The sequence below is a fragment of the Lagierella sp. ICN-221743 genome (genome assembly GCF_037890055.1).
GTDB lineage: Bacteria > Bacillota > Clostridia > Tissierellales > Peptoniphilaceae > Mediannikoviicoccus.
This window is the reverse complement of sequence record NZ_JBBKBD010000004.1, coordinates 37785-60058: the sequence shown is the minus strand read 5'-3', so window position 1 is coordinate 60058 and position 22274 is coordinate 37785. Positions and strand designations below refer to the sequence as shown.

Genomic DNA, 22274 nt, shown 5'->3' with positions numbered 1-22274 from the left:
TCCTCCTAGCTGAAACGTCCTGTAATATAATCTTCTGTTCTCTTGTCCTTTGGAACGCTAAACATGCTTTCCGTATCGGAAAACTCAACCAAGTCTCCCAGCAAAAAGAATCCCGTTCTGTCAGAAACCCTGGTAGCCTGTTGCATGTTGTGAGTAACTATGACGATGGTAAATTCTTTTTTCATATCGTCAAGCAGTTCTTCAATCTTTGATGTAGAAATTGGGTCTAATGCCGAAGTTGGTTCATCTAGTAAAATAACTTCTGGCTCCACCGCCATTGCCCTTGCAATACAGATTCTCTGTTGCTGTCCACCAGATAGTGCTAAGGCAGATTTATTTAACTTATCCTTTACTTCATCAAAAATTGCAGCTTGTCTTAGTGACCTTTCAACAATTTCGTCCAACTGCTTTTTATTTTTTATGCCATGGGTTCTAGGTCCATAGGCAATGTTGTCATAAATTGACATGGGAAATGGATTTGGCTTTTGAAAAACCATTCCGACTCTTTTTCTAAGTTCGTACACATCCATTTCTGTAAAAATCTCCTGGCCATCTAAGTATATGTTACCCTCTTTTTTAAAGGACGAAACTAGGTCATTCATTCTGTTTAAACTTTTTAGCAAAGTTGATTTACCACAGCCTGAAGGTCCTATGAAAGCCGTAACTTCATTTTCTTTTATTTCCATATTAACATTTTTTATGGCGTGAAAGTCACCATAATATGAATTAAAATTTTCTATTTTTATTTTCGTTTTGTTCATCTATTTATTCCTTCCAAGTTTATTCGCCATTAAAGTTGATAGCCCATTAATTAGTAATATTAAAACCAAAAGTATTACCCCTGTTGCATATGCTTGGTTTACTTTTAGCCCTTCCGATGAAAGTGCATACATGTGTAGGGCCAAAGTTCTACCACCAGAAGCGGGGCCAACAATCTTTTTCGGGACTTCTGCAACTGTTCCCGATGTAAATAATAGTGCAGCAGTTTCTCCAACGATTCTTCCTATACCAAGGATTACCCCTGCAAGGATTCCCGGCATGGCTGTAGGTAGTACAATTCTTACTATGGTTCTAACCTTTCCTGCCCCAAGTCCAAAGCTTGCGTCCCTAAGGGATTGTGGGATGGCAATAAGCGCCTCTTCCGTACTTCTCATTATTAGTGGAAGTATCATGATTGCAGCTGTCATTGCCCCAGCAAGTATTGATACGTTCCATTTTAAATATAAAACGAAGAAAAGCATTCCGAAAAGTCCATAGACTATTGAAGGGATTGCTGACAAAGTGTCCGCTGTTACTCTTACTATCTTAACGATTTTATTTTCTTTATCTGCATACTCCGCCAAGTAAATTGCAGTCATTATTCCAAGGGGTACTGCCACGATTAAAGACAGTAGCACCATAATTAAAGTATTTATTATGGCTGGAAACATGGACGCATTATTACTGGTATATTTAAGTGAAAATAACTGTGGCTCAAGATGCGGAACTCCCCTTATAAGTACAAAGGCCACAACGAATACCAAACTTAAAAGGGTTAGTATGGAAAAGAAATATACGAAAAATTTTAATATCTTTGATGATCTAGTCATGCTTTATCCCCCTGTTCTTACTAATTACAAACAATAGGTTGATTAGTAGTATGAATATGAATAGCACCGCACCCGTTGCTATGAGCGCCTCTCTATGAAGTTCTGCCGCATAACCCATTTCCATAACTATGTTCATTGTTAGTGTCCTAACTCCTCTAAATAGTCCCCTAGGCATTCTCGGTTGTCCACCGGCAACTAATATTACCGCCATGGTCTCTCCAATGGCTCTGCCCATTCCTAAAATAATTGCAGAAAGTATTCCTGACTTTGCCGCTGGAAGCACAACTGTAAAGATTGCCCTCTCCTTTGTTGCACCAAGGCCTATGGCTCCTTCGTAATAACTTTCGTCAACCGAGTTAATGGCAGCTTGTGAAAGGGATATAACTGTAGGAAGTATCATTATCCCCAAAATTATAATTGCAGCAAGCATGGTAAGGCCATTGCCACTTATAAACTTTGCTATTAGTGGCACCACCAATGTAAGTCCAAAAAAACCATAGATGATTGATGGAATACCTGCCATTAAATTAATTCCCGCAGTGAATGTTGAATGTAATTTCTTTGGGCAGTACTTTGCCATAAATACAGCTGTGAAAAGTCCTGTTGGAACTCCAATTAGTATTGCGCCCAGTGTCACATAGAAACTTGACACAATAAATGGAAGTATTCCAAAACTTGGAGGACTTGAAGTAGGGGACCATTTAGTCCCCAAGATAAAGTTTTTTATTCCAATCTCTTTTATAGTAGGTAGCCCTCTGGAAAAGATGAAGAAACAAATTACAATTACCGCTAGTATTGATGCACATGCGGATACCAGAGCCACATACTTAAAAGCATTTTCTTTTATATAAAACTTTTTTCTATTTTTATCTACCATATTATCACTCTATTTTACGTCTTCCCAGTTTTCAATTTCTCCAAGATAAACTGATTTTAAATTGTCCATTGAAATACTATCTAAGCTGTTGTCCTTGTTAACAATTACAGCAATACCATCCATTGCTATAACAACTTTATTTAAATCCTTTTCGCTGTCCTTAAGTTCTCTTGATGCCATACCGATTTGTGCGATACCATCTTTTACTGATTGAACGCCTGTAGTTGAGTCGGACATGTTTACTTGAATCTTAACATTTGGATTTACATTTTTATAAGCTTCAACTAATTTTTCCATTACTGGAGTTACTGACGAAGAACCTGCTATTGCAATTGAGCCTGATGCACTTTCATCTGGAGTGTAGTCCTTTGCTTCAGGGCTTTTTACATAGCCTTCTTCTTCAACAATCTTTTGTCCTTCTTCACTTAGAATGAAACCAATGAAGTCAGCTTCTGCTCCAGTAGGTTCTTCTTTTGTAACGATATTAAATGGTCTTGCTATCTTGTAGCTTCCATCTGCTACATTTTCAGCAGTTGCTTCAACGTCATCAACTTTTAGAGCCTTAACTGTGTCGTTTAGTGAACCAAGTGAGATATATCCGATTGCTGATTTTTCACCAGATACTGTTGTCATCACTGCTTCAGTATTATTTTGAATAACAGCTTCTACTGATGTTGCGTCATTTCCATCTTTATCTTCTACTTTAACTAGTTCTACGAAAGCTCCTCTTGTTCCTGAACCTTCTTCTCTTGATACAACGGAAATCATTCCTTCCATTCCACCAGTAGTTTTATTTGAAGCTTCTTCTGTTGCTGTTGTTTCGTTACCAGCACCTTCTGTTGATTCTGTATCAGAACCACCTTTACCACATGCAGTGAATAATAATGTTACTGCTAATAAAATTCCTAAAAATTTAAATCTCCCTTTCATTTTTTACCTCCAACTTTATTGTAAGTACAATATAACAAGGCTTTGTTAAATGGAAAGTAGAGATTTGTTAAATCCATGTTAAATAGATTTGTAAATGAATAGTTTTCTTCATCTAAGCAAATTTAGTATAATTAAAGCAACAAATCAATTGGAGGAGTTTATGAAAATTCTCATTGTAGAAGATGATCAAGTTATAAGAGAAGGGGTAAGTGAATATTTAAAAGAGTTTGGGTACTGGGTGGAAGAGGCTGCCGACGGCAAAGAGGCTTTAGAAAAATTTGACTCTAGCATAGACCTTGTTATCTTGGACATTCAGATACCATATATAAATGGACTGGATGTGCTAAAGGAGATTAGAAAGAAAAGTGAACTGCCAATTTTAATTCTAACTGCCTTTAGTGATGAAGAGTATAAAATTGATGCATTTACAAATTTGGCAGATGGATATATTGAAAAGCCCTTTTCGTTACCACTGCTAAAGGTTAGGGTGGACTCACTAATAAAAAAATATTCCGGCTCAGCGGAGAAGTTTGAATACGGCGACACTGAAGTAAACTTCACAAGCTACACTGCAAAGCTTCGTGGCAAGGAAGTGGATATGAATGCAAAGGAGCTTGAGATACTTAAGTACCTGTTAGACAACCAAGGGCAAGCCCTAACAAGATCACAGATAATAGATAATGTGTGGAAGGAAACTGACGAGATTCCCTTTGACAGAGTTATAGATGTGTATATTAAAGAGCTTAGAAAGAAGCTAGAGCTTGACTGCATTGTGACCATAAGAAATGTTGGATATAAATTGGAGAGAAAATGAAAAATTTAAAAATATTTCCTAAAATGTTTATACAGATTTTTTCCGTTCTTGCAGTAATAATTCTCTTAATCCATTCACTGGTGTTTTTTATCTTTCCAAAGACCTATTTGGAAACGAGAAAGGAAGAGATTACTGAAAAGGCAGACGAAATCTCTGCAAACTTAAACGGCAAGGACCTAGCTTCAGTAAAGCAGTCACTGGATTTTTATTCCAAGAGCAGCGACATAAAGGCCTTTGTGAATGACAATGTAAAGGACAATGAAGTTCCCATTGAAAATAATATTGGCATCGACCCAAGTAGTGACAACAATTCATTAATCATCGAGGAAAGAGAAATTACTTTAGAAGATTATAAAAAAGTATTTGTACAATTCCTTTCCACTGCAAACATGAAAAAGGATGCCAAAGAACTTAGTTTGAAGTTTTTACCCTTTTCCCTTTCAATTTCATTTCTATTTTCAATAGTTGTATCTTTGATATATGCAAAGGCCATAAAGAATAATATTCAAGAAATTAAAAATGTTACTGATAAAATGATGGAGCTTGATGAAGGTGCAAGGTTAAATGTGGACTCTAAAAATGAAGTGGGAGAACTAAAGGATCAGATTAATAATTTATATTTTACTCTCCTTGATTCCATTGACGACTTAGAAATTAAAAATAAAGAGATTTTAAAGCTAGAAAAATTGAAGTACGACTTCTTTAGAGGAGCTTCCCACGAACTTAAAACTCCACTGGCAAGTCTAAAGATAATACTTGAAAATATGAAATTCAATATTGGAAAGTATAAAGACAGAGACTACTACATCGATAACTGCATTGAAATTGTTGATGGACTAAACCAAAACATTTCACAAATACTTTCCATCTCTTCACTGGAACACTTAAAGGACGATGAAGAGACCTTAAGAATCAATGATTTTTTAAAAGATGTTTTAGAAAAGTATAAGGTCATGGCAAGCCAAAAAAATATTGCCATTAAAAACGGGATTGCAGATGAAGAAATTTATATTGGTAGATCAGCACTTAAAATTATTTTATCAAATCTTGTAAGCAATGCTGTAAAATACACTAAAGAAGGTGGCTTTATTAACATAGGCGTTGTTGACGATTGGTTTTATATTGAAAATAATTTTGAAAGTGACTTTGACATTGACAGAATTTTTAATGTGGAATTTAATTCTAGCAAAGAAAATAGCAACGGCCTTGGACTATATATAGTTAGAAATCTTTTACTAAATTATAATTTGAACTATGATGTATCTAAGGACAATAAAAAATTTATTTTTAAAATAGAATTGTCTTAATGAAAGGAGTTAATATGTATATTTTAGAATTGTACCAAGAAGGTATTTCAATTGAACTTGCAACATTTAACAGCGTTGAAGAGGGCAGAGAATTTATTTCAAAGCTTGAAGGCTATCGATGTGTTGAGGAAGATGGATTTTTATATGAATCAATAAATTTAGACACCATACCAAACTATTTGGAATTGGAATTTAATAATAATATTGTTCCAATTACAAAATTTATGTTTGTTGGCGAAGGGGATATAGATATCTATTGGAAGGAAATTCCAAACTTGTCAAAGCCTGGAAGTGGACTAGTGGACGGAGTTACAAGAGTGGATGCCTACGCCATTGAAAATAGCGACGTGAAAAGTTATATTGAAAACCGTGAGAAGGTTTTTGACGAAGCAAAGAGCTACTTAGAAGAAAAGGGTTTCGAAGTTTCAAGAAGCTACTTCGGTTCAGAAGACGGCGAAGCCATATTGTATAAAGAAAAAGATAATAATGACTGGCACTTTTTAACACATTTAGATCCAATGTTTTGTGATGTGGATAATGTTAGGGAATCAGTGGATGAACTTTTGGAAATGTAAAAGGTCGGTGCAATGCACCGACTTTTTAATTTGTATCTATTAGTAAATCTTTAGGATTTTTCTTTAAAATTTTTGTAGATGATATTACAAGTGAAATTAAAAGTACAAGGGACATAAATATAACTACATAACCCACAGCCTTTGGCATTATATTTACATCTAGGCTTGTAAGTGTCTTGTTAAATCCGTCAACTTCTGCACCTCCACCAAGCTGGCTAGATGAAGCTTGTTTTGCAACTTGCTTTGCGATGTCGCCTGTAACTTTTTGTAATATATTATTTCCGATCATCTTGCCTGTGTAATCTGCAAGGAAGTAGGAACCTATAAAGGCAGGTATGGAAATAAATAGTAATTCAATTACAAATTGTCCAAATATCTTTGCCTTGGAAATTCCTAGGGAAAGTAGTACTGCAATTTCTTTCTTTCTTGCGTTCATCCACAATAGTAGTAGCAACGAAACAACAATTCCAGCAAATATAAGTGAGCCTGCAAATAATTTATTTGCGATTCCATAGATGCCTGAGATTGATTGTTGTAGTAGTGGATAGTTTGATGAACTCTTTATTAGGTTATACTCTCTCCAGTTGATGTCGAGCTTACCAAGATTTTTTATAACCTTGTCTAGGTCCTTGTCTCCCTTTACGAAGAATGTGGCATCTTGGTACACTGCTGTGTCTTCTGTGTTGCCATAGACTTTTGCAGCTGTGTCAATGTCTGTTATTAAAGTGTTTTCGTATAATTCCTGTGCTGCAGTTACTCCACCTTCATTGTGTCCATCGAATAGCCCTTTGATTTCAACTTCTACTGTTTCGTCGGCACCCTTTTCGTTGTCCGCATCAAATAGATTGGATTTTATTTTTAGTTTGTCCCCAATTTTTAAATTGTTTTTTGCAGCCAAGTCCTTATGCATCAAAATTTTATTTTTGTCTTGTGGTTCTAAGTGATTACCTTCAACTAATTTATATGCTCCAGAAACGAATTTAGTTTCCTTTGATGAGTCATTAACTCCTGTAAGCATAACAGTTCTTCCGAAGTTCTTTGCTCTTTCTTCAGACATACCTGCACGGGTTTCATCTGTTTCTATAATATCGTGGTCCACTAGGTCTGCAACGCTGTTAATCCTCTTAACATAGCCGTCAATATCCTCTGACTCAGCTATCTTTTTTATATCTTCGCCTTTAACATTACCGCCACCCCTTGGTGTTCCCATGTTAACCTGTCTATTTATCTCCATGGAAAAACTATTTGTAATATTTCCAAAGGTCTCTTCTGAGGCTCTATCTGTAGCATCTTTTATGGATAAACTGATTAGACTCAGTGTTGACATGGCTAAGATAACCAAAAGGATTATTAATGATTTCAAACTCTTTCTTGTTACATATGCAAAAGCATTTCTAATCAATTCTATACCTCCTAGTTTCTTCTTATCTCTTTTAATTTTTTATTATCAAGTTCTAGCACAACATCCGCCGCCTTGGCAACTTCCTTGCTATGAGTTACAACTATTACACATTTGTTTCTCTCCTTAGCAAGTTTTTTTAGCACGTCGATTATTTCTCCCGCGGTGCCGTCGTCTAAGTTTCCAGTTGGTTCGTCGGCTAAGATTACTGGAGCCTCTGACACTAACGCCCTTGCAATAGCAACTCTCTGTTGTTGTCCACCGGAAAGTTTCATAACATTTCTCTTTACTTGACTCTTATCAAGGCCAAGCTCTAATAAGATGTCTTCAGATGCCTTGCTGTTTACAAGTCTTATATTTTCCAGTGGTGAAAGATAGTCAATTAGGTTATAGTTTTGAAAAACCAGTGAGATATTGTTCTTTCTGTGATTGCTATATCCCTTTTTTTCTATGTCTTCACCTTCAAATAAAATCTTTCCGCTCTTCGGTTTGTCGAGACCTGCTAGTAGTGAAAGCAGTGTGGACTTTCCCGTTCCCGACTTACCGATTATGGCATAGAATTGTCCAAGTTCAAACTTTTGATTTACCGAGGACAAAACTTTTTCCCTTGAATTTGCATAACTATATGTTACATTTTTTATTTCTAATACGTCCATTCCATTCTCCTAACTTATTTTTGATAATATTTCTTTTGGTTTCTTTATTAAAATCATTAAAGATGCAATTAAAACTGATAGTATGATAATGCTTAAGAGTATTCCATAGCTTTGTAAAAAAGTAATAAGGCTTTCTGTAAAGTTTCCACCCTTTAGCATGCTATCTGTAACAGCACCAGCACCTTCTGAATTTATAAAGCCACCGATTATTTGACTTAGCATGATGTTACCAAATAGCAGTGAAAAAACCGTTGCAGGTATTGAAATAAATAAAAGTTCCAGTATAAACTGTCCTACTATTTTTGCCTTGCTCACACCGATGGATAAAAGTATTCCTATTTCATAGATCCTCTCCCTTAACCAAAGTATTAGTATTAGAGAAAGTACCACAACTCCACCAATCATTATGGCATAGGTCATTATCTTTATTATATGTTTTATTCCTGTAACAGATTCAAGGGCTTCTTCAAAGGCGTTTGAGTCCTTTTCTAAATTATAATCTTCCCATGGTGCGTCAATTGCCTTTATTTTATCCATTGCAGATTTCATCTTGTCCGCAGTTTCTGAAAATAACGAAATTTTATTTACAATTTTACTGTCACCACTTTTCCCTATGGCCTTTTGAGCTCCCTCATAGTCAACAAAAATATTATTTTCGCTAAAGTCTGAAGACATTCCAGTGTACATTTCCTGTTTCTTTCCTGAAAATATTCCAACGATTTCAAATTGCTCTTCTTTATTTGCTTCGGTTTTCCCAATTTCAACAAATTCTAGACCTATTTTATCATGGAGTTTCAAATTATTCTTCTTTGCAAACTCTTCGTGAACGAGCACCTTGTTTACGTCACTCTTTTCGATGTGACGTCCCTCTTTAATGGTGAACACGCCACTGCTAAAAAGTACATTTCTCTTTGTGCTAGTAGCTCCCTCCACTGCCAAAATATTTTTAAATTCACTTGGTAGGTCTTCCCTTTGAACCTTTTGCTCCCCTTCCACAACCTTTGCTCCATTTGGTTTTGCAAGGCCAAAGTATTGGTACACCACTTCGTCAATTTCTTTTATTTTTCCAATGTCTTTAAACTGATTTGCTTCAAAATGTCCATTGTCCTTTCGTGTGAGTGCCAGTGAGGAGTTGGAAGTTTTGTAAAGGGACTCTTCCATCTTCCCACTGGACTTCAACACACTTAAACTAGAGTATAGACATGAAAGCACGATTGTTAAAATAATAAAGACGATAATTGTACGATTCTTTTTTCTCGTAACATATCTTAAAGCATTTTTAAACAATGTAAACTCCTTTAATTTTTGAATTTATAGTTGATAGCCTGTACTGGACATGCATTTTTACATCTTGCACATCGAATACATTCTAAGTGATTACAATTTTTCACTGGATCTACATTCATTTGGCAAACTCTTTTGCATTTACCGCAATTAATACATTTGTCTTTATCGACCTTATATCTAAATACCGATATGGGATTAAATACTGAGTAAATTGCTCCAAGGGGACAAATGTACTTGCAGAAGGGTCTGTAAATCATAATTGAAAGTAATATTGTTATGATTAAAATTGTAGCCTTCCAATAGTATAAAAATCCGATTGCACTCCTCATGGTCTTGTTAAGTAACACAAGGGGTATTCCACCTTCAAGCATTCCCACTGGACAGATTAGTTTGCAGAAAAATGGCGAACCCTGTCCTAAAACATCGACTAAAAACAAAGGTAATAATATTACAAAGACAAGTAAAATTACATATTTTAATTTTCTTAAGTGCTTGTCGTACTTAAATGTTTTTATCTTTTTGAAAAATGGAATTTTGTATAAAAGGTCTTGAACTAGTCCAAAGGGACATAGCCATCCACATACAAATCTTCCAACTAGTGCTCCTATAAAAAATAGAAATCCAACTATGTAGTAACTAAATTTAAAATTTGAATTTCCTAAAACTGCTTGTAGCGACCCTATGGGACAGGAGCCTTTGGCCCCAGGACATGAATAACAATTCATGCCTGGAACGCAAATCTTCTTTAAATTCCCACCGTAAATTTTTCCGGTTTTATATCCTTCGAAGTAGGAGTTGGTTATTAGAAACCAACATGACTGAAAAATATGTCTTATAGAGTCGTGTATTTTATATTTATTTTTCTTATTTCTATTTGTTTTATCCAATTCCAATACACTCCATACATATCCTTATTGCCTTTTCTAGTACAACCTTCGCTTCTCCAGTGCTGTAACCGTAGTAAATCATAAAAGCACCAATGGCTAAGATAGCAAAGCTTGTAACTCGGCTCTTTAAAAACTTTTCTTTCATAATTATTTATTTAAATTTTCTAATTCTTTTTCTACAATCTTCTTCCAAGCTTTTAAATCATGTGAACCTGAGTAGGTTTCTCCAACAATCTTTCCATTTTTGTCAATGAAGAAAGTTTCTGGTAGAGCTTGGATTCCATTTAATCTTCCATTGAAGTTAGACTTGTCTGGCATTAGGAATGGATAATTTGCCTTTGTCTTCTCTTGAATAGTCTTTGCCTTTGCAATGGCGTCTTTGTTTTCGCCACCGTCATCCATAGTGTCAGTTACAATTCCAACTACGTTAACGCCCTTGTCCTTCATTTCCTTTTGAAGTTCCACTAGGTCAGGGATTTCTTTTATACAAGCTGTACACCATGTTGCAAACACATTAACCATGGTAAGGTCGTATTTTTCGTAGTCCTTCTTTGAAAATTCCTTACCGTTAATGTCCTTTGTAACAACGCTACTTATGTCTTCAACAGAACCACCACTAAAAGGTACTGTTCCTTCTAAGTCAGTTTTTTCTTGTAGTACAAAGCCATTTTCTGGTCTTTCTTTTTTGTCTATGACTTCAATTTCTGTGTTTTCAAATTCCTTTGCAAATTCGCTTCCCTCTTTAACACTTAAGTAGTATTCGTATTTGCCATCTGATGATTCACCAATTTTTTTATGGCTGTCACATTTAGTTATTTTAGAAATTTCTTCTTCAGACATTCCCTTTTCAAACATTCCTATGGTAGCAACTCTTTCAAGTTCTTCTTGCCACTTTTCAAGTTCGTCACCCATTTTATTAACTTCAGCATTTTTTTGTTCTTCTGTCATCTTGCTAAAAGTTAACATTGCATATTTTAATTCTTTGTCTATTGGGCTTTGATCGTCGGACATGTTTAAGTTTTTATTTTTGATTTCAGTTTTAATATTTTCTGGAAGTTTAAACTTAAGTCCTAAAAATTCATAAACATATTCGTCCTTTGCTTCAATTCCATAGTCTGCCGGTTTAAAAGTTTCGTTTTGTCCCTTTGCATCTGTGGACATTCCCGCCTTGCCTGGGTCAATAGCTTGTCCCGCTGCACTTCCCTTTGTATTTCCTCTTCTTTGGCATCCCACTGCTGTAATGGTTAAAGTTACTGCAAGTAGAAGAGTTGCCTTTTTTAATAAATTCTTTTTCATTTTGTTCCTCCGCATTAAATCTCGTAAGTAAATTTTTGTAATTCATTTTTGATTACAAACATATCTTACAAGAGTTTTATGAAACGTTTATGAAATGACAAAAAATTTTTTAATTTTTTATTTGACAAAAACAAAAACGGTCTCTATAATGAATTTAGAAATAAAAACGTTGATGAGAAAAGTAGGTTTTTGAAAAGCTGCACAGAGAGACTACGTATGGTGAAAGTAGTTGAGTAATAGAAAACTGAAAATGGCCTCTAAGTTGGTTGTCCGAATATTTAAGACAATCCGTGTGCGCACGTTACAGCGATAGGGTATAATTTTGTACCTGAAGAGTTATTAATTGTGAGATTGATATAAAATTAAGGTGGTAACGCGAGTAACTTCGTCCTTTTTAAGGATGAAGTTTTTTTTATATAAATTTTGCCCTCAACCTTTTATTTCTAAAAATATTTTTTATAAAGGAGCTAATTATGAGCAAAAGATTTTTAACAGTAGGATCATTACTAAGAGGAGAAGAACTATTAAAGTTCAAGGAAGAAATTAAAAAGAGGGATGATATAACATATCCATTCTACGATGAAATTAAAGGTTATAAGGAAGAAGAAGACAGAGAAATTGCTAATGTAGTTGAAGAACAAAAGAAACATGGCCTTGTGGAAATAACAGATGGAGAGTTTTCAAAATCCCTATGGCATCTTGACTTTGTGTGGGGTCTTCATGGTGTTGAAAGGCATCTTGCAAAATCTGGATACCTTTTTAGGGACAAGGGCAACACTGGAGTTTATGAAACAAGAAAAGATATTGGAATAAAAATTACCGATAAGTTAAATGGAAAGAACCATCCATTTATAGACCACTTCAAAAGATTAAAAAGCCTTGCTGGAGATAGGGCTGTAAAACAATGTATCCCTTCACCATCCCATGTGTTTGGAGAGCAAGCACTATTTGGTAATTTAAATGGTGGATACTACGACGGAAAGGTAGAAGAATTTAAAGAAGATTTAAAACAGTCTTATAAGGACTTCTTGAAAGAGTTTAAGGAAGTCGGTGGAGAAATAGTTCAATTTGATGACTGCTTATGGGAAATTTTCTCCGATGACAATAACAATGCGCCAATTTCAGAAAATACTGAAAAACCAGGCGAAGACTTGGCCTATGAATTTATCAACCTAAATAACGACGTTATTGCATACGGTCATGAGCTTGGTCTAAAAGTTTACACCCACAACTGTAGAGGAAATTATGAATCAAGATCTGCAAGCGACGGAACTTATGAATCAATTGCACATCTATTCTTAGAAAAGCAAAACTACGACAGGTTTTATCTTGAATGGGACGACTATAGAGCAGGCTCAATTGATGCACTAGAAGTTTTTAAAGACAAAGACTGTGAAATAGTTCTAGGTCTATTATCAAGTAAAACAAATACCCTTGACGATGAAGAAAGAGCTTTGAAATTATTGGAAAAGGCAGCTTCAATAATAGACAAGGATAGACTATACCTTTCACATCAATGTGGCTTTGCTTCATGTGACGAAGGTAATGAACTTACTATTGAAGAACAATGGGCTAAGATTGACCAAGGACAAAAAATCGCAAAAGAATTTTGGGGAGAATAATCCATATCCACACCCCCCTTCATATAAAAAACCCTATGACCATGGTCATAGGGTTTCTTTTATTTTAAAAGTTTTCCAGAAATCCATGCTTCAACTTGCTTACCGTCCTTTGCCTTGGTAATAGTTCCGTAGCACCAGATTCTGCTTCCATCATTTTTTATTTTCTTTATTTTTATTGCATCTCCCTTAACTGCAAGGCCAACAACTTTTCCATTAAGGTCTGGCTCTGCTCTTAAGTTTGATCTTTGCGCCTTTATCTCCACTGTCTTTCCAACCCAGTTCTTTGGGCTTTCTGGAAGTTCATCGGTTTCAACTTTTGAAGAATTTGTATCGCTACTTTCTTCTCCGTCGTCATCTTCTCCAGGGGTTTGTGATTTTACTTTAGAAAGAAGTTCATTTGCTTTTTCAGAATCTCCAACTACTTTCAAATAGTCATTCAGTATTGAAGATGCAAAGTATACATTGTCATCTTCAATGGCCTTTTTCGCTTCCGAAATAATATTATCTTCCGCCTCTTTTAATTTTTTATTAGCCTTTTCATAATATCTTGAGTCCTGTCTATCTATTCTCGCAAGAATTTTTATGGCAGAAAAATAGTCAGCTTCTTCAAGTTTTGTTTCACCTTGATGATATACTTTTGACTCTTCCTTTAGCTTTGTTGTTTCTTCCCTCTTTTTTTGATAAGTCTTATCCCCTGTCTTTGTGTATAGTCTAGAGTATATGGAAGAAGCTGGACCAAAGTCTTCGTCATTTATATATTCCATAGCCTCTTCTTCAAGCTTTCTTATACCTGACTTGTTTACCGCATAGGACGAGATTATGGCAATGATAATTATAAATATGATTGCTGCAATTCCTATTGCAAATTTGTTGGATTTTTTTAAATTCATATAAACCACCTAATTTTTTTCTTATATTAATGATACTACAATTTTGCACCTTAGGTAAAGTTAACATCTTTTATGAACTACAATTTCTTTTGCTATTTTGTCTATGTCCTCTCTCCTTGCCAAGTCTTTGCTAAAGGCAGTTGCGGTGGCACAGGACATGGCAATTTTGAAAGACTCTTCCAAGTCCGCCGTTCTTATATATGTGGCAATAAAGCCTGCAATCATAGAGTCTCTTACGCCTTCAGTCTTTACTTCGTCACCCTTTACACCTTCACCTCTGTAGACGCAGTCTCCACTAAATAGATAGGCTCCGTCTTTGCCAAGGGAAATTATTGCATGCTTCGCTCCCATATGAAGAAGTTTTCTTCCATATTTAATAAGGCTTTCTTCATCTTCAATCTTTGTGTTAAACATCTCTTCCACATCAGAAATATTTGGCTTTATCATAAGAGGGCCACGTTTTATAAATTCCTTCAACTGACTTGGGTATGCGTCAACTATAAACTCCGCTTTATTAGCCTTGCATATTGAAATTATTCTATCTAGGATGTCCTTGTCCACATTTGGTGGAAGACTTCCCATTAATATTACGGTGTCTCCCTCTTGAATTCTTGAAATAAAATAAAGCAATTCCGTTTGTTCATTAAAAGAGATATTTGGTCCCTTTCCATTTATAACGATGTTTTTATTATAAAGTTTAATATTAATTCTAGTCTCGTCGTCAATTTCTATAAAGGAGGTTTGAATACCTTCCATGTTTAGCCACTCTTTTATAAAGTCTCCAATGTGTCCACCTAAGAAACCAGTGGCAACTGATGGCATACCCATTCGTCTCAGTACCCTTGCCACATTTATGGCTCTTCCGCCTGGCACACGAAGTTCCGATGTCATTCTGTTTTTAGAATTTTTCTCCAGTCCATCAACTTCGATTATAAAGTCCATGGATGGGTTTAAGCTGATTGTATAAATCATAAACTCACCTACAATTTAGATATCATCATGGTTACAATTGGTCTAAATATAATAATACTCAACAGTTCAACTCCAAGGACAACGGCAGTAGTAAATAAAAGATTTTTTAAATTCCTTTTGTTTTTCCACTTGTCCATTAAAATGCCTTGCAGTATTAAACTTTCTAAAACCATAAATATAATAAAGAAGGGAACTGACTCGCCTTTGATTCCATAACCAAGTATGATACCAACTCCTGGAACAAAGTCCACCAAGATGTAAAATAATAATCTCATTATGCTATTGACAACGGCAAAGGTAATGATTTTAGAATATTTCTTTTGGTCTTCTACCTCTTTAATCAAATTCCATCTATCAAAGGTCATAATTAAATATGGTTTCAATGTTATCATCCCCAGTGCAAATACAGACACCACTATGGTTATTAAAAATCTATTTACACTTAGGGTTTGGGTTGGACTTGATTTTCTTATTACATCCGTATTTGTTACTAAGATGAATAGTGTTGAAAGTATTATAAAGAAGTCTTTGTAAAAGCCTCCCGGTGTTTCTAGTAGTTTCATAAAGCTTCTTAATGGATTAAATACTGTCTTCATGGTCTTGAAATTTATTTCTGCAAAAGTCGCTTTTAAATCCACTGGAGAGTTGTCGTCAGGGCTACGCATATATCCCTTAGCCCTATTAAGGCTTTCTTCTTCCCAGGTCTTTTGACTGTCTTCCTCTTCTGTCTCTTCAGTCTCTTCGACAATTTCTTCAGAAACTTTTTCGTCTTCTTCTGAGTCGGAAACTTTTTCATCCACTTCATCAAATACTTTTTCGTTAATTGCTTCATCTAAAGGCTCTTCAGTTTCCACAATTTTTTCTTCAGATTTCGTTTTAACGTCTTCTTTATTTAAAATTTCAAAGCTTTCTACTTCTTCTTCATTTCTTTGAAAGTTTCCTGCGTTTCTTAAAATCTCTTCAAACCTTCTCGCCTTTTCTTCTTTAGTCTCTGGTTTTAATTCTTCTTTTAAATTTATTTCGTCTATTTCTTTATCTGAATATTTATCTTTGTAAAATTCGTTTATGTTAAGTCCACACATGGGACAGAATTTTGAATTTTCAGGAATTTTTTGGCCACATTCTGGGCAGTACATAAAATCACCTCGTTAATATTATAGCACTAGATTAAGCACTTTCATTATTCGTTGATTTATTGTAACCTTCTACCATGTTATGCCAAACTTTCCAGAGTGAGCATTTTGAACCATCTGTCCTAACACATCCATGGAGCTATCTAAAGACCAGTCAACTTCTTCATGCATAATCCTAACCACGGTATAACCTTGCTTGGTGGAAACTATATCCACCAAGCTGTCCTTCAATGCATTTGGAAGTGCATTTGTAGAATTATCTTGTACTTCATCACACTTTTTCATCCAAAACTTTCTTGGATAACCAAGTTTTAAATCCGTTGGATAATTTTCTAGTGAAATTTTTCTGTCTTCTGTGAACTTTCCATTTCCATCATAGACGAAAACCATCTTCTCCTCTTCACAAAATGCAGTGAGCATTATGTCGTCCCATAGCTCTTCCAGGTCCAACATACTGTACTTGTTGTCAAATGCAGCAAGAATATTTTTTATATCTTCATCATGCTCTATTTCCTTTTTTAAAAAATCCAATTTTTTATTGTATTCCACATTGCCGTTGAAGTAGATTCGAATGGTCTTCTTCCATGCCTCAATCTGTTCCTTCTCGTCATGCTTTCTATCAAAAATACTACTTGTCATTTCTACTCTCTTCTATATGTTCCAAATTTCTTGAGCATACTCTCTAATAGTTCTGTCGGAGGAGAATTTTCCTGCATTCGCAATGTTTTTCAAACTCTTTCTCGCCCACTCTCTCTTGTCCTTATATGCTTCGTTAATTCTCTCATGAGCCTTTCTATATTCGTGGAAGTCGTAAAGCACATAGTAGTTGTCCGCTTGCGGATCCTTTTCATTTACTAAGGCGTTATAAATTTCCAAGAACATATATGACCCATTGTCATTTATCTCGTCTGATAAAAGTGTGTCCACTGTTCTCTTTATAATTGGGTCACTTTCATAAAGCTCTCTTGGATTATAGTCCTCTGCAATGTCCCTAAGCTCTTCAACGGTTGCACCAAATTGGAAGTTGTTTTCAACTCCCGCCTCTTGGAATATTTCTATATTTGCACCGTCATAGGTTCCAAGGGTAAGTGCCCCATTAAGCATAAATTTCATATTGCCTGTTCCTGAAGCTTCTTTTCCCGCTGTTGATATTTGTTCAGACACATCACATGCTGGATATATTTTTTCTCCATAGGTTACTCTAAAGTTTTCCACAAATACAACTTTTATCTTTTCAGATACCACTGGATCGTTGTTCACAAGCTTTGCAACTTCGTTTATGAATTTTATTATTGACTTTGCTCTAAAATATCCCGGTGCCGCCTTTCCTCCAAAGATAAATGTTCTCTTTGGCATGTCAATGTCCGGATTTTCTTTTATTAAGTGATATAGATAAACTATGTGAAGGGCATTTAAAAGTTGTCTCTTGTACTCGTGAATTCTCTTAACTTGAATGTCGAATATGGAGTCAGGGTCAATGTCAATTCCTTCGTTTATCTTTATATACTTGGCAAGTTTCTTTTTATTATTTTGTTTTATATCCCAAAGTCTATCAAGCACTTTGTCGTCGTCAAGATATTTTTCAAGCTCTTTTAGTTTTGATAAGTCCTCTGTCCATGAGTCGTCACCAAATAACTCTGTAATGAAACTTGCAAGCTCAGGGTTAGAATATAATAACCATCTTCTTGGTGTAATTCCATTTGTCTTATTTAAAAACTTGTTTGGATATAGTTCATAGAAGTCTCTTAATGTTTCATGTTTTAAAATATCTGTGTGAAGTCTTGCAACGCCATTTACTTTAATTGATGTGTGGATTGCAAGGTTTGCCATTTTCACAACACCGTTACTGCATATTGCAAGGTACTCTATTTTTTTCTCATCATAATTTTTTGCTTGTAATTCAAGTCTAAATCTTCTATCGATTTCCTTTATAATTTCAAGGCATCTTGGATTTGTTGTATCAAGTATATCCTCTGACCACTTTTCCATGGCTTCCTCTAGAATGGTGTGGTTTGTAAATGCAAACACCTCTCCCGTAATCTTCCATGCGTCGTCCCAAGATAAAAAGTTTTCGTCCATTAACACCCTCATAAGTTCTGGTATTGCCATAACTGGATGGGTGTCGTTTAATTGTATAACATGATATTTTGAAAAGTCCTTGAACTTTATGTCCAGTGGGAAGTTCTTTTTGTATCTTGATACCATGTCTTGAATTGAAGCGGACACAAAAAAGTATTGTTGTTTTATTCTTAATATCTTTCCCGCTTTTTGTGAGTCATTTGGATATAGTACCCTTGTTATATCTTCCGCTCTATTTTTTGATGACATGGAGTCGTCATATTGGAAGTTGTTAAATTTCATAAAATTAAATCCATCAACCGCCTCCGCTTGCCATAGTCTAAGTGTGTTGACTCTGCCTGACCTATATCCTATTACAGGGCTGTCATATGGAACTGCATATACCATTTGATCTTTAAACTTAACTATTTTAGTGTCCGCTTGGCGTCTTATGGACCAATTGTCCCCAAGGGCTGTCCAGTCATCTCCCTCTTCCAATTGAAAGCCCTCTTTGAAGGATTGTTTAAAAAGTCCTTGAGAGTATCTAACACCATAGCCTTCCAGTGGTAAGTCTTCAGTTGCTGCAGACTCTATAAAGCATGCAGCAAGTCTTCCAAGGCCACCGTTACCAAGTGCGGGATCTTCTTCCACATCTTCTATGGCGCCAATGGATACATTTAAAACATCCAGTGCCTCTTTAACTTCTTCGTATATGCCATAGTTTAATATGTTGTTACCTAGTGATCTTCCTATTAAAAATTCTGCAGAAAAGTAGTAGGCCTTTCTCTTGTACTTATCTTCTTTAATTGTTTTAATCCAATCGTCATTAATATCCGACATAATCGCCAGAGATAGTCCGTCATATTTTTCCACTGTGCTAACTTCATTTATATCTTTTCCTGTTTTGTATTTTATAAGCTGCTTAGTTGTTTCCAGTATTTTATTGTTTTTCAATTTTGTCTCCTTAAAAATTTTCGGTAAATGTTTACCCTTACCTTCTATTATAATATACTTAAATTGAAAAGACAGCAAAATTATAGTATTATAAAGCTATTCAATGTGATAGGAGATAAAAATTTGAAAAATATATTTGTAATTTACGGTGGAATATCCGTAGAGCATGAAGTATCCATACTTTCTGCACAAAATGTAATTAATGGACTTGATAGAAAAAAATTTAAAGTGTTCCCTCTATACATAGATAAAAAGGGTCGCTTCGTTTCATATGGCGAATGTAAAGAAACTATAAAGGACTACAATGAACTTAAGCTTGAAGGAACTGGCACCGTTAGTTCTTCCATAGCAAAGTTTTTGCAAGAGGACTATAAAGCACAAGAGGACAATGTATTCTTTCCAATCGTTCATGGAACCTATGGTGAGAATGGAGAGCTACAAGGCTTTTTGGAAATAATTGACGAGCCATATGTAGGTAACTCAGTTGTTTCTTCTGCAATCTGCATGGACAAGGCCTTTTCAAACCAGCTCTATGAAGAAAACAAAATTCCTCAAGCGAAGTTTAGAGTCATGACCAATCTTTCCTATGAAGCTGACTTAAAAAACAAAAATGAAATCATAGATTATCTTGGTCTTCCAATATTTGTAAAGCCATGTAACTCTGGTTCTTCCATTGGCATTACAAAGGTTCATAACGAAGGCGAATTAGAAGATGCTGTTTTGGAAGCACTAAAGTTTGATAATAAAATTTTATTGGAGGAAGCTGTGGTAGGTGATGAGCTTCAAGTGTCCGTCATTGGAAACGAAAACCCAATAGCTTCCCTTCCAGGTGTTTCAAGAGTACAACAGGAATTTTACAATTATGAAAGCAAGTACTTTGATGACAGGACCATTCACATAGTTCCATTTGAACTGGAAGATGGAGAAACTGAAAAGGTACAGGAACTGGCAAAGAAAGTTTATAAACTGTGCAACTGTTCTGGCTTTGCAAGGGTGGATATCTTCTTACGTGACAGTGACAGGAAGATGCTGGTAAATGAAATTAACACTGCCCCTGGCATGACCAACCACTCCATGAGCACCATGCTTTGGAAGGTAACTGACGGAACAGAATTTCCACAGCTTTTAGAAAAATTAATTGATTACGGAATAGAAAGGTACAATAAGGACAAGAAACTTATAAGGTTAATATAATGATTGAAAGAAAACTTTTAGATATTGCAAGAATGTGTGATGGAGAGCTTTATAATATTTCACATGGTGATATAGTTATTAAAGGCGTTTCCACTGATAGTAGAACTGTTCAAAAGGGCAATCTCTACATCCCTATTGTTGGAGAAAAGTTCGATGGCCACGACTTTGCCTTCGACGCCCTTGACAAGGGAGCTGCTGCAATAATTTGGGAGAAGAAGAGATTTCTTCCAAGAAACGACCTTCCAGTAATCATCGTGGAAGACAGTTTCAAAGCTATGACAACTCTTGCAAGAAGTTATAGGCTATCTTTAAAATGCAAGGTGGTTGCACTTACGGGAAGCAATGGTAAAACCACTACAAGAGATATTATTACGGGACTTTTAAAACAAAAATACAAAGTTCAGTATACAAAGAAAAATTTTAATAACGAGTATGGTCTTCCAAAGACAATTTTTGAATTGGATCAAGACTTAGAAGTTGCGGTGTTAGAACTGGGAACCGAAAAGTTTGGTGACATCTCACTTCTTACTGACATCTGCAGACCGGACTACGCAATTATTACAAATATTGGCGACTCACATCTGCTACAACTAAAGACTAAGGAAAATATTGCAAGGGCAAAGTTAGAAATTCTTGAAGGTCTAGATGAAAATGGAATCTTTTTATATAACTACGACGATCCTATTTTAAGAAAGGTCGTAAAGGAGTTTAAACTTCCTGAACGTACCTTTACCTATGGTACGGACAAAGACTGTGATTTTGTTATAGAGCCGGGCATTGCCGACGCTTCTGGAACCACATTTACAATTGACAATCATATCTATACAATTCCACTACTTGGACAACATCAAATGTATAACGGTGGTATTGCAATTGTAATTGCAGAGTTCTTCAAGCTGGACTACCCTTCCATTGCAAAGGGACTTACTGATATCGAGCTTACGGGAATGAGAAACGAGCTTATTCATCAAAAGAATTTCGATATCTTAAACGACTCTTACAAGTCAAACCCTCAATCCCTTGAAGCTTGTTTAAGAACTGTTTATAGCTTAAAGGACTATGACAAAAAAATTGTTGTTCTAGGAGATATGTTGGAGCTTGGTGATAAAGAAGTTGAGTTCCATAAAGAAATTGCCGGAGAATTGGATCCACAACAGCTGGACTATGTTCTTACAATTGGAACATTAGCAGAAAATATTTCAAATGCAGCAAAGGAAAACTTCCCTGAAGGTACTTGTTTCCACTTCGACTCAAAGGAAGAATTGCTAGAAAAATTAAAAGAGATTATAACACCTAACACCTTAGTTATGGTTAAGGCTTCAAGGGCAATGAAACTTGAAGAGATAGTAAATGGCCTAATTGAATTTGAGGAAACTTTATAATGAAAATTTATGTTGATGGGGATAGCTGTCCAGTTATCCCCATTGTTAAAGATATTTGTAATGAAAAAAATTTAAATTACATGGTTATCTCCGACTACAATCACAATTTAAAAGTTCCTGAAAGTAATCTCTTTATCGTGGACTGCGAACAGGACGAGGCAGATTTTTTTATTGCAAATAGAATAGAAAGCGGAGATTTTTTAATCACAAATGATATGGGGCTTGCATCAATGGTGTTAGGAAAAAAGGTTACCGTACTAAATTTTAACGGCGACTCCATAAACCTAAATAACATTGATGTATTTTTATTTCAAAGACATGTGGCTTCAAGGGAAAGGAAAAATAATATTTACAACAGTAAATTTAAAAAGAGAAAAAAGGAAGATGACGAAAGTTTTAAAGCTTCCCTTTTAGAAAAGTTAAATGAAATAAAATAACGACCCGAATAGGTC

The 22274-nt window shown here is 35.3% G+C and carries 22 protein-coding genes and 1 other annotated feature; of the genes, 7 read left to right on the top strand and 15 right to left on the bottom strand.

Annotation, left to right across the window (positions count from 1 at the left end):
• Positions 1 to 5: 5 nt before the first annotated feature.
• From pstB to WKS98_RS03035, 4 genes are read right to left on the bottom strand one after another with little or no spacing between them, the layout of a single operon-like run.
• Positions 6 to 761 carry a phosphate ABC transporter ATP-binding protein PstB gene (pstB, locus tag WKS98_RS03050; protein WP_498916803.1) on the bottom strand — a complete coding sequence of 252 codons (756 nt, stop codon included), beginning with the start codon at positions 759 to 761 and terminating at the stop codon, positions 6 to 8.
• Positions 762 to 1589 carry a phosphate ABC transporter permease PstA gene (gene pstA, locus WKS98_RS03045; RefSeq protein WP_498916801.1) on the bottom strand — a complete coding sequence of 276 codons (828 nt, stop codon included), beginning with the start codon at positions 1587 to 1589 and terminating at the stop codon, positions 762 to 764.
• Complete coding sequence (pstC, locus tag WKS98_RS03040) at positions 1582 to 2466, bottom strand: phosphate ABC transporter permease subunit PstC (protein WP_498916799.1); 885 nt, start codon at positions 2464 to 2466, stop codon at positions 1582 to 1584. The genes pstA and pstC overlap by 8 nt, the downstream gene beginning before the upstream one ends.
• Positions 2467 to 2475: 9 nt before the next feature.
• Positions 2476 to 3396, bottom strand: coding sequence for a substrate-binding domain-containing protein (locus WKS98_RS03035; protein ID WP_498916797.1), 921 nt, complete (start codon positions 3394 to 3396; stop codon positions 2476 to 2478).
• A gap of 160 nt (positions 3397 to 3556) precedes the next feature.
• Here WKS98_RS03035 and WKS98_RS03030 point away from each other — a divergent pair, with 160 nt between their 5' ends.
• The 3 genes from WKS98_RS03030 to WKS98_RS03020 are packed head-to-tail and all read left to right on the top strand — an operon-like array spanning position 3557 to position 6092.
• Complete coding sequence (locus WKS98_RS03030) at positions 3557 to 4210, top strand: response regulator transcription factor (RefSeq protein ID WP_498916795.1); 654 nt, start codon at positions 3557 to 3559, stop codon at positions 4208 to 4210.
• Complete coding sequence (locus tag WKS98_RS03025) at positions 4207 to 5517, top strand: sensor histidine kinase (protein ID WP_498916793.1); 1311 nt, start codon at positions 4207 to 4209, stop codon at positions 5515 to 5517. The genes WKS98_RS03030 and WKS98_RS03025 overlap by 4 nt, the downstream gene beginning before the upstream one ends.
• A gap of 14 nt (positions 5518 to 5531) precedes the next feature.
• Complete coding sequence (locus tag WKS98_RS03020; protein WP_498916791.1) at positions 5532 to 6092, top strand: hypothetical protein; 561 nt, start codon at positions 5532 to 5534, stop codon at positions 6090 to 6092.
• Positions 6093 to 6117: 25 nt separating this feature from the next.
• Here WKS98_RS03020 and WKS98_RS03015 read toward each other — a convergent pair whose 3' ends face one another.
• The 6 genes from WKS98_RS03015 to WKS98_RS02990 are packed head-to-tail and all read right to left on the bottom strand — an operon-like array spanning position 6118 to position 11617.
• Positions 6118 to 7494 (bottom strand): ABC transporter permease, encoded by a 1377-nt coding sequence (locus WKS98_RS03015; protein ID WP_498916789.1) that lies wholly within the window; start codon positions 7492 to 7494, stop codon positions 6118 to 6120.
• Positions 7495 to 7505: 11 nt separating this feature from the next.
• Complete coding sequence (locus tag WKS98_RS03010) at positions 7506 to 8147, bottom strand: ABC transporter ATP-binding protein (protein WP_237036919.1); 642 nt, start codon at positions 8145 to 8147, stop codon at positions 7506 to 7508.
• A 9-nt stretch (positions 8148 to 8156) separates the two neighbouring features.
• Positions 8157 to 9434 carry an ABC transporter permease gene (locus WKS98_RS03005; RefSeq protein ID WP_498916787.1) on the bottom strand — a complete coding sequence of 426 codons (1278 nt, stop codon included), beginning with the start codon at positions 9432 to 9434 and terminating at the stop codon, positions 8157 to 8159.
• An 11-nt stretch (positions 9435 to 9445) separates the two neighbouring features.
• Positions 9446 to 10321 (bottom strand): 4Fe-4S binding protein, encoded by an 876-nt coding sequence (locus WKS98_RS03000; protein WP_498916785.1) that lies wholly within the window; start codon positions 10319 to 10321, stop codon positions 9446 to 9448.
• The gene (locus tag WKS98_RS02995; RefSeq protein ID WP_498916784.1) at positions 10314 to 10466 is read right to left on the bottom strand and encodes a CD1871A family CXXC motif-containing protein; all 153 of its coding nucleotides are present in this window, start codon (positions 10464 to 10466) and stop codon (positions 10314 to 10316) included. Before WKS98_RS02995 ends, WKS98_RS03000 begins: the two co-directional genes overlap by 8 nt.
• A gap of 2 nt (positions 10467 to 10468) precedes the next feature.
• Positions 10469 to 11617 (bottom strand): TlpA disulfide reductase family protein, encoded by a 1149-nt coding sequence (locus WKS98_RS02990; protein WP_498916782.1) that lies wholly within the window; start codon positions 11615 to 11617, stop codon positions 10469 to 10471.
• A 160-nt stretch (positions 11618 to 11777) separates the two neighbouring features.
• Positions 11778 to 12013, top strand: a binding site (T-box leader).
• 77 nt (positions 12014 to 12090) lie between these two features.
• Here WKS98_RS02990 and WKS98_RS02985 point away from each other — a divergent pair.
• The gene (locus WKS98_RS02985; protein ID WP_498916780.1) at positions 12091 to 13239 is read left to right on the top strand and encodes a cobalamin-independent methionine synthase II family protein; all 1149 of its coding nucleotides are present in this window, start codon (positions 12091 to 12093) and stop codon (positions 13237 to 13239) included.
• 59 nt (positions 13240 to 13298) lie between these two features.
• On the opposite strand, the gene WKS98_RS02980 is transcribed toward WKS98_RS02985, so the two are convergent.
• The 5 genes from WKS98_RS02980 to WKS98_RS02960 form a co-directional block, all read right to left on the bottom strand.
• Positions 13299 to 14129 (bottom strand): SH3 domain-containing protein, encoded by an 831-nt coding sequence (locus WKS98_RS02980; RefSeq protein ID WP_498916778.1) that lies wholly within the window; start codon positions 14127 to 14129, stop codon positions 13299 to 13301.
• 60 nt (positions 14130 to 14189) lie between these two features.
• On the bottom strand, positions 14190 to 15101 hold the full coding sequence (locus WKS98_RS02975) for a 1-phosphofructokinase family hexose kinase (protein ID WP_498916777.1): 912 nt from the start codon (positions 15099 to 15101) through the stop codon (positions 14190 to 14192).
• A gap of 8 nt (positions 15102 to 15109) precedes the next feature.
• Entirely contained in the window at positions 15110 to 16237 is a 1128-nt protein-coding gene (locus WKS98_RS02970; protein WP_498916775.1) for a zinc ribbon domain-containing protein, read from the bottom strand.
• 69 nt (positions 16238 to 16306) lie between these two features.
• A complete protein-coding gene (locus tag WKS98_RS02965; protein WP_498916774.1) occupies positions 16307 to 16873 on the bottom strand; it encodes a hypothetical protein in 567 nt (188 codons plus the stop codon).
• A gap of 12 nt (positions 16874 to 16885) precedes the next feature.
• Positions 16886 to 19246 (bottom strand): glycogen/starch/alpha-glucan phosphorylase, encoded by a 2361-nt coding sequence (locus WKS98_RS02960; protein WP_498916772.1) that lies wholly within the window; start codon positions 19244 to 19246, stop codon positions 16886 to 16888.
• 123 nt (positions 19247 to 19369) lie between these two features.
• Here WKS98_RS02960 and WKS98_RS02955 point away from each other — a divergent pair, with 123 nt between their 5' ends.
• Genes WKS98_RS02955 through WKS98_RS02945 form a run of 3 tightly spaced genes read left to right on the top strand, consistent with a single transcriptional unit; the run spans position 19370 to position 22259 of the window.
• On the top strand, positions 19370 to 20440 hold the full coding sequence (locus tag WKS98_RS02955; protein WP_498916770.1) for a D-alanine--D-alanine ligase family protein: 1071 nt from the start codon (positions 19370 to 19372) through the stop codon (positions 20438 to 20440).
• Entirely contained in the window at positions 20440 to 21822 is a 1383-nt protein-coding gene (locus WKS98_RS02950) for a UDP-N-acetylmuramoyl-tripeptide--D-alanyl-D-alanine ligase (RefSeq protein WP_498916768.1), read from the top strand. The genes WKS98_RS02955 and WKS98_RS02950 overlap by 1 nt, the downstream gene beginning before the upstream one ends.
• On the top strand, positions 21822 to 22259 hold the full coding sequence (locus tag WKS98_RS02945) for a DUF188 domain-containing protein (protein ID WP_498916766.1): 438 nt from the start codon (positions 21822 to 21824) through the stop codon (positions 22257 to 22259). The genes WKS98_RS02950 and WKS98_RS02945 overlap by 1 nt, the downstream gene beginning before the upstream one ends.
• Positions 22260 to 22274: the final 15 nt, after the last annotated feature.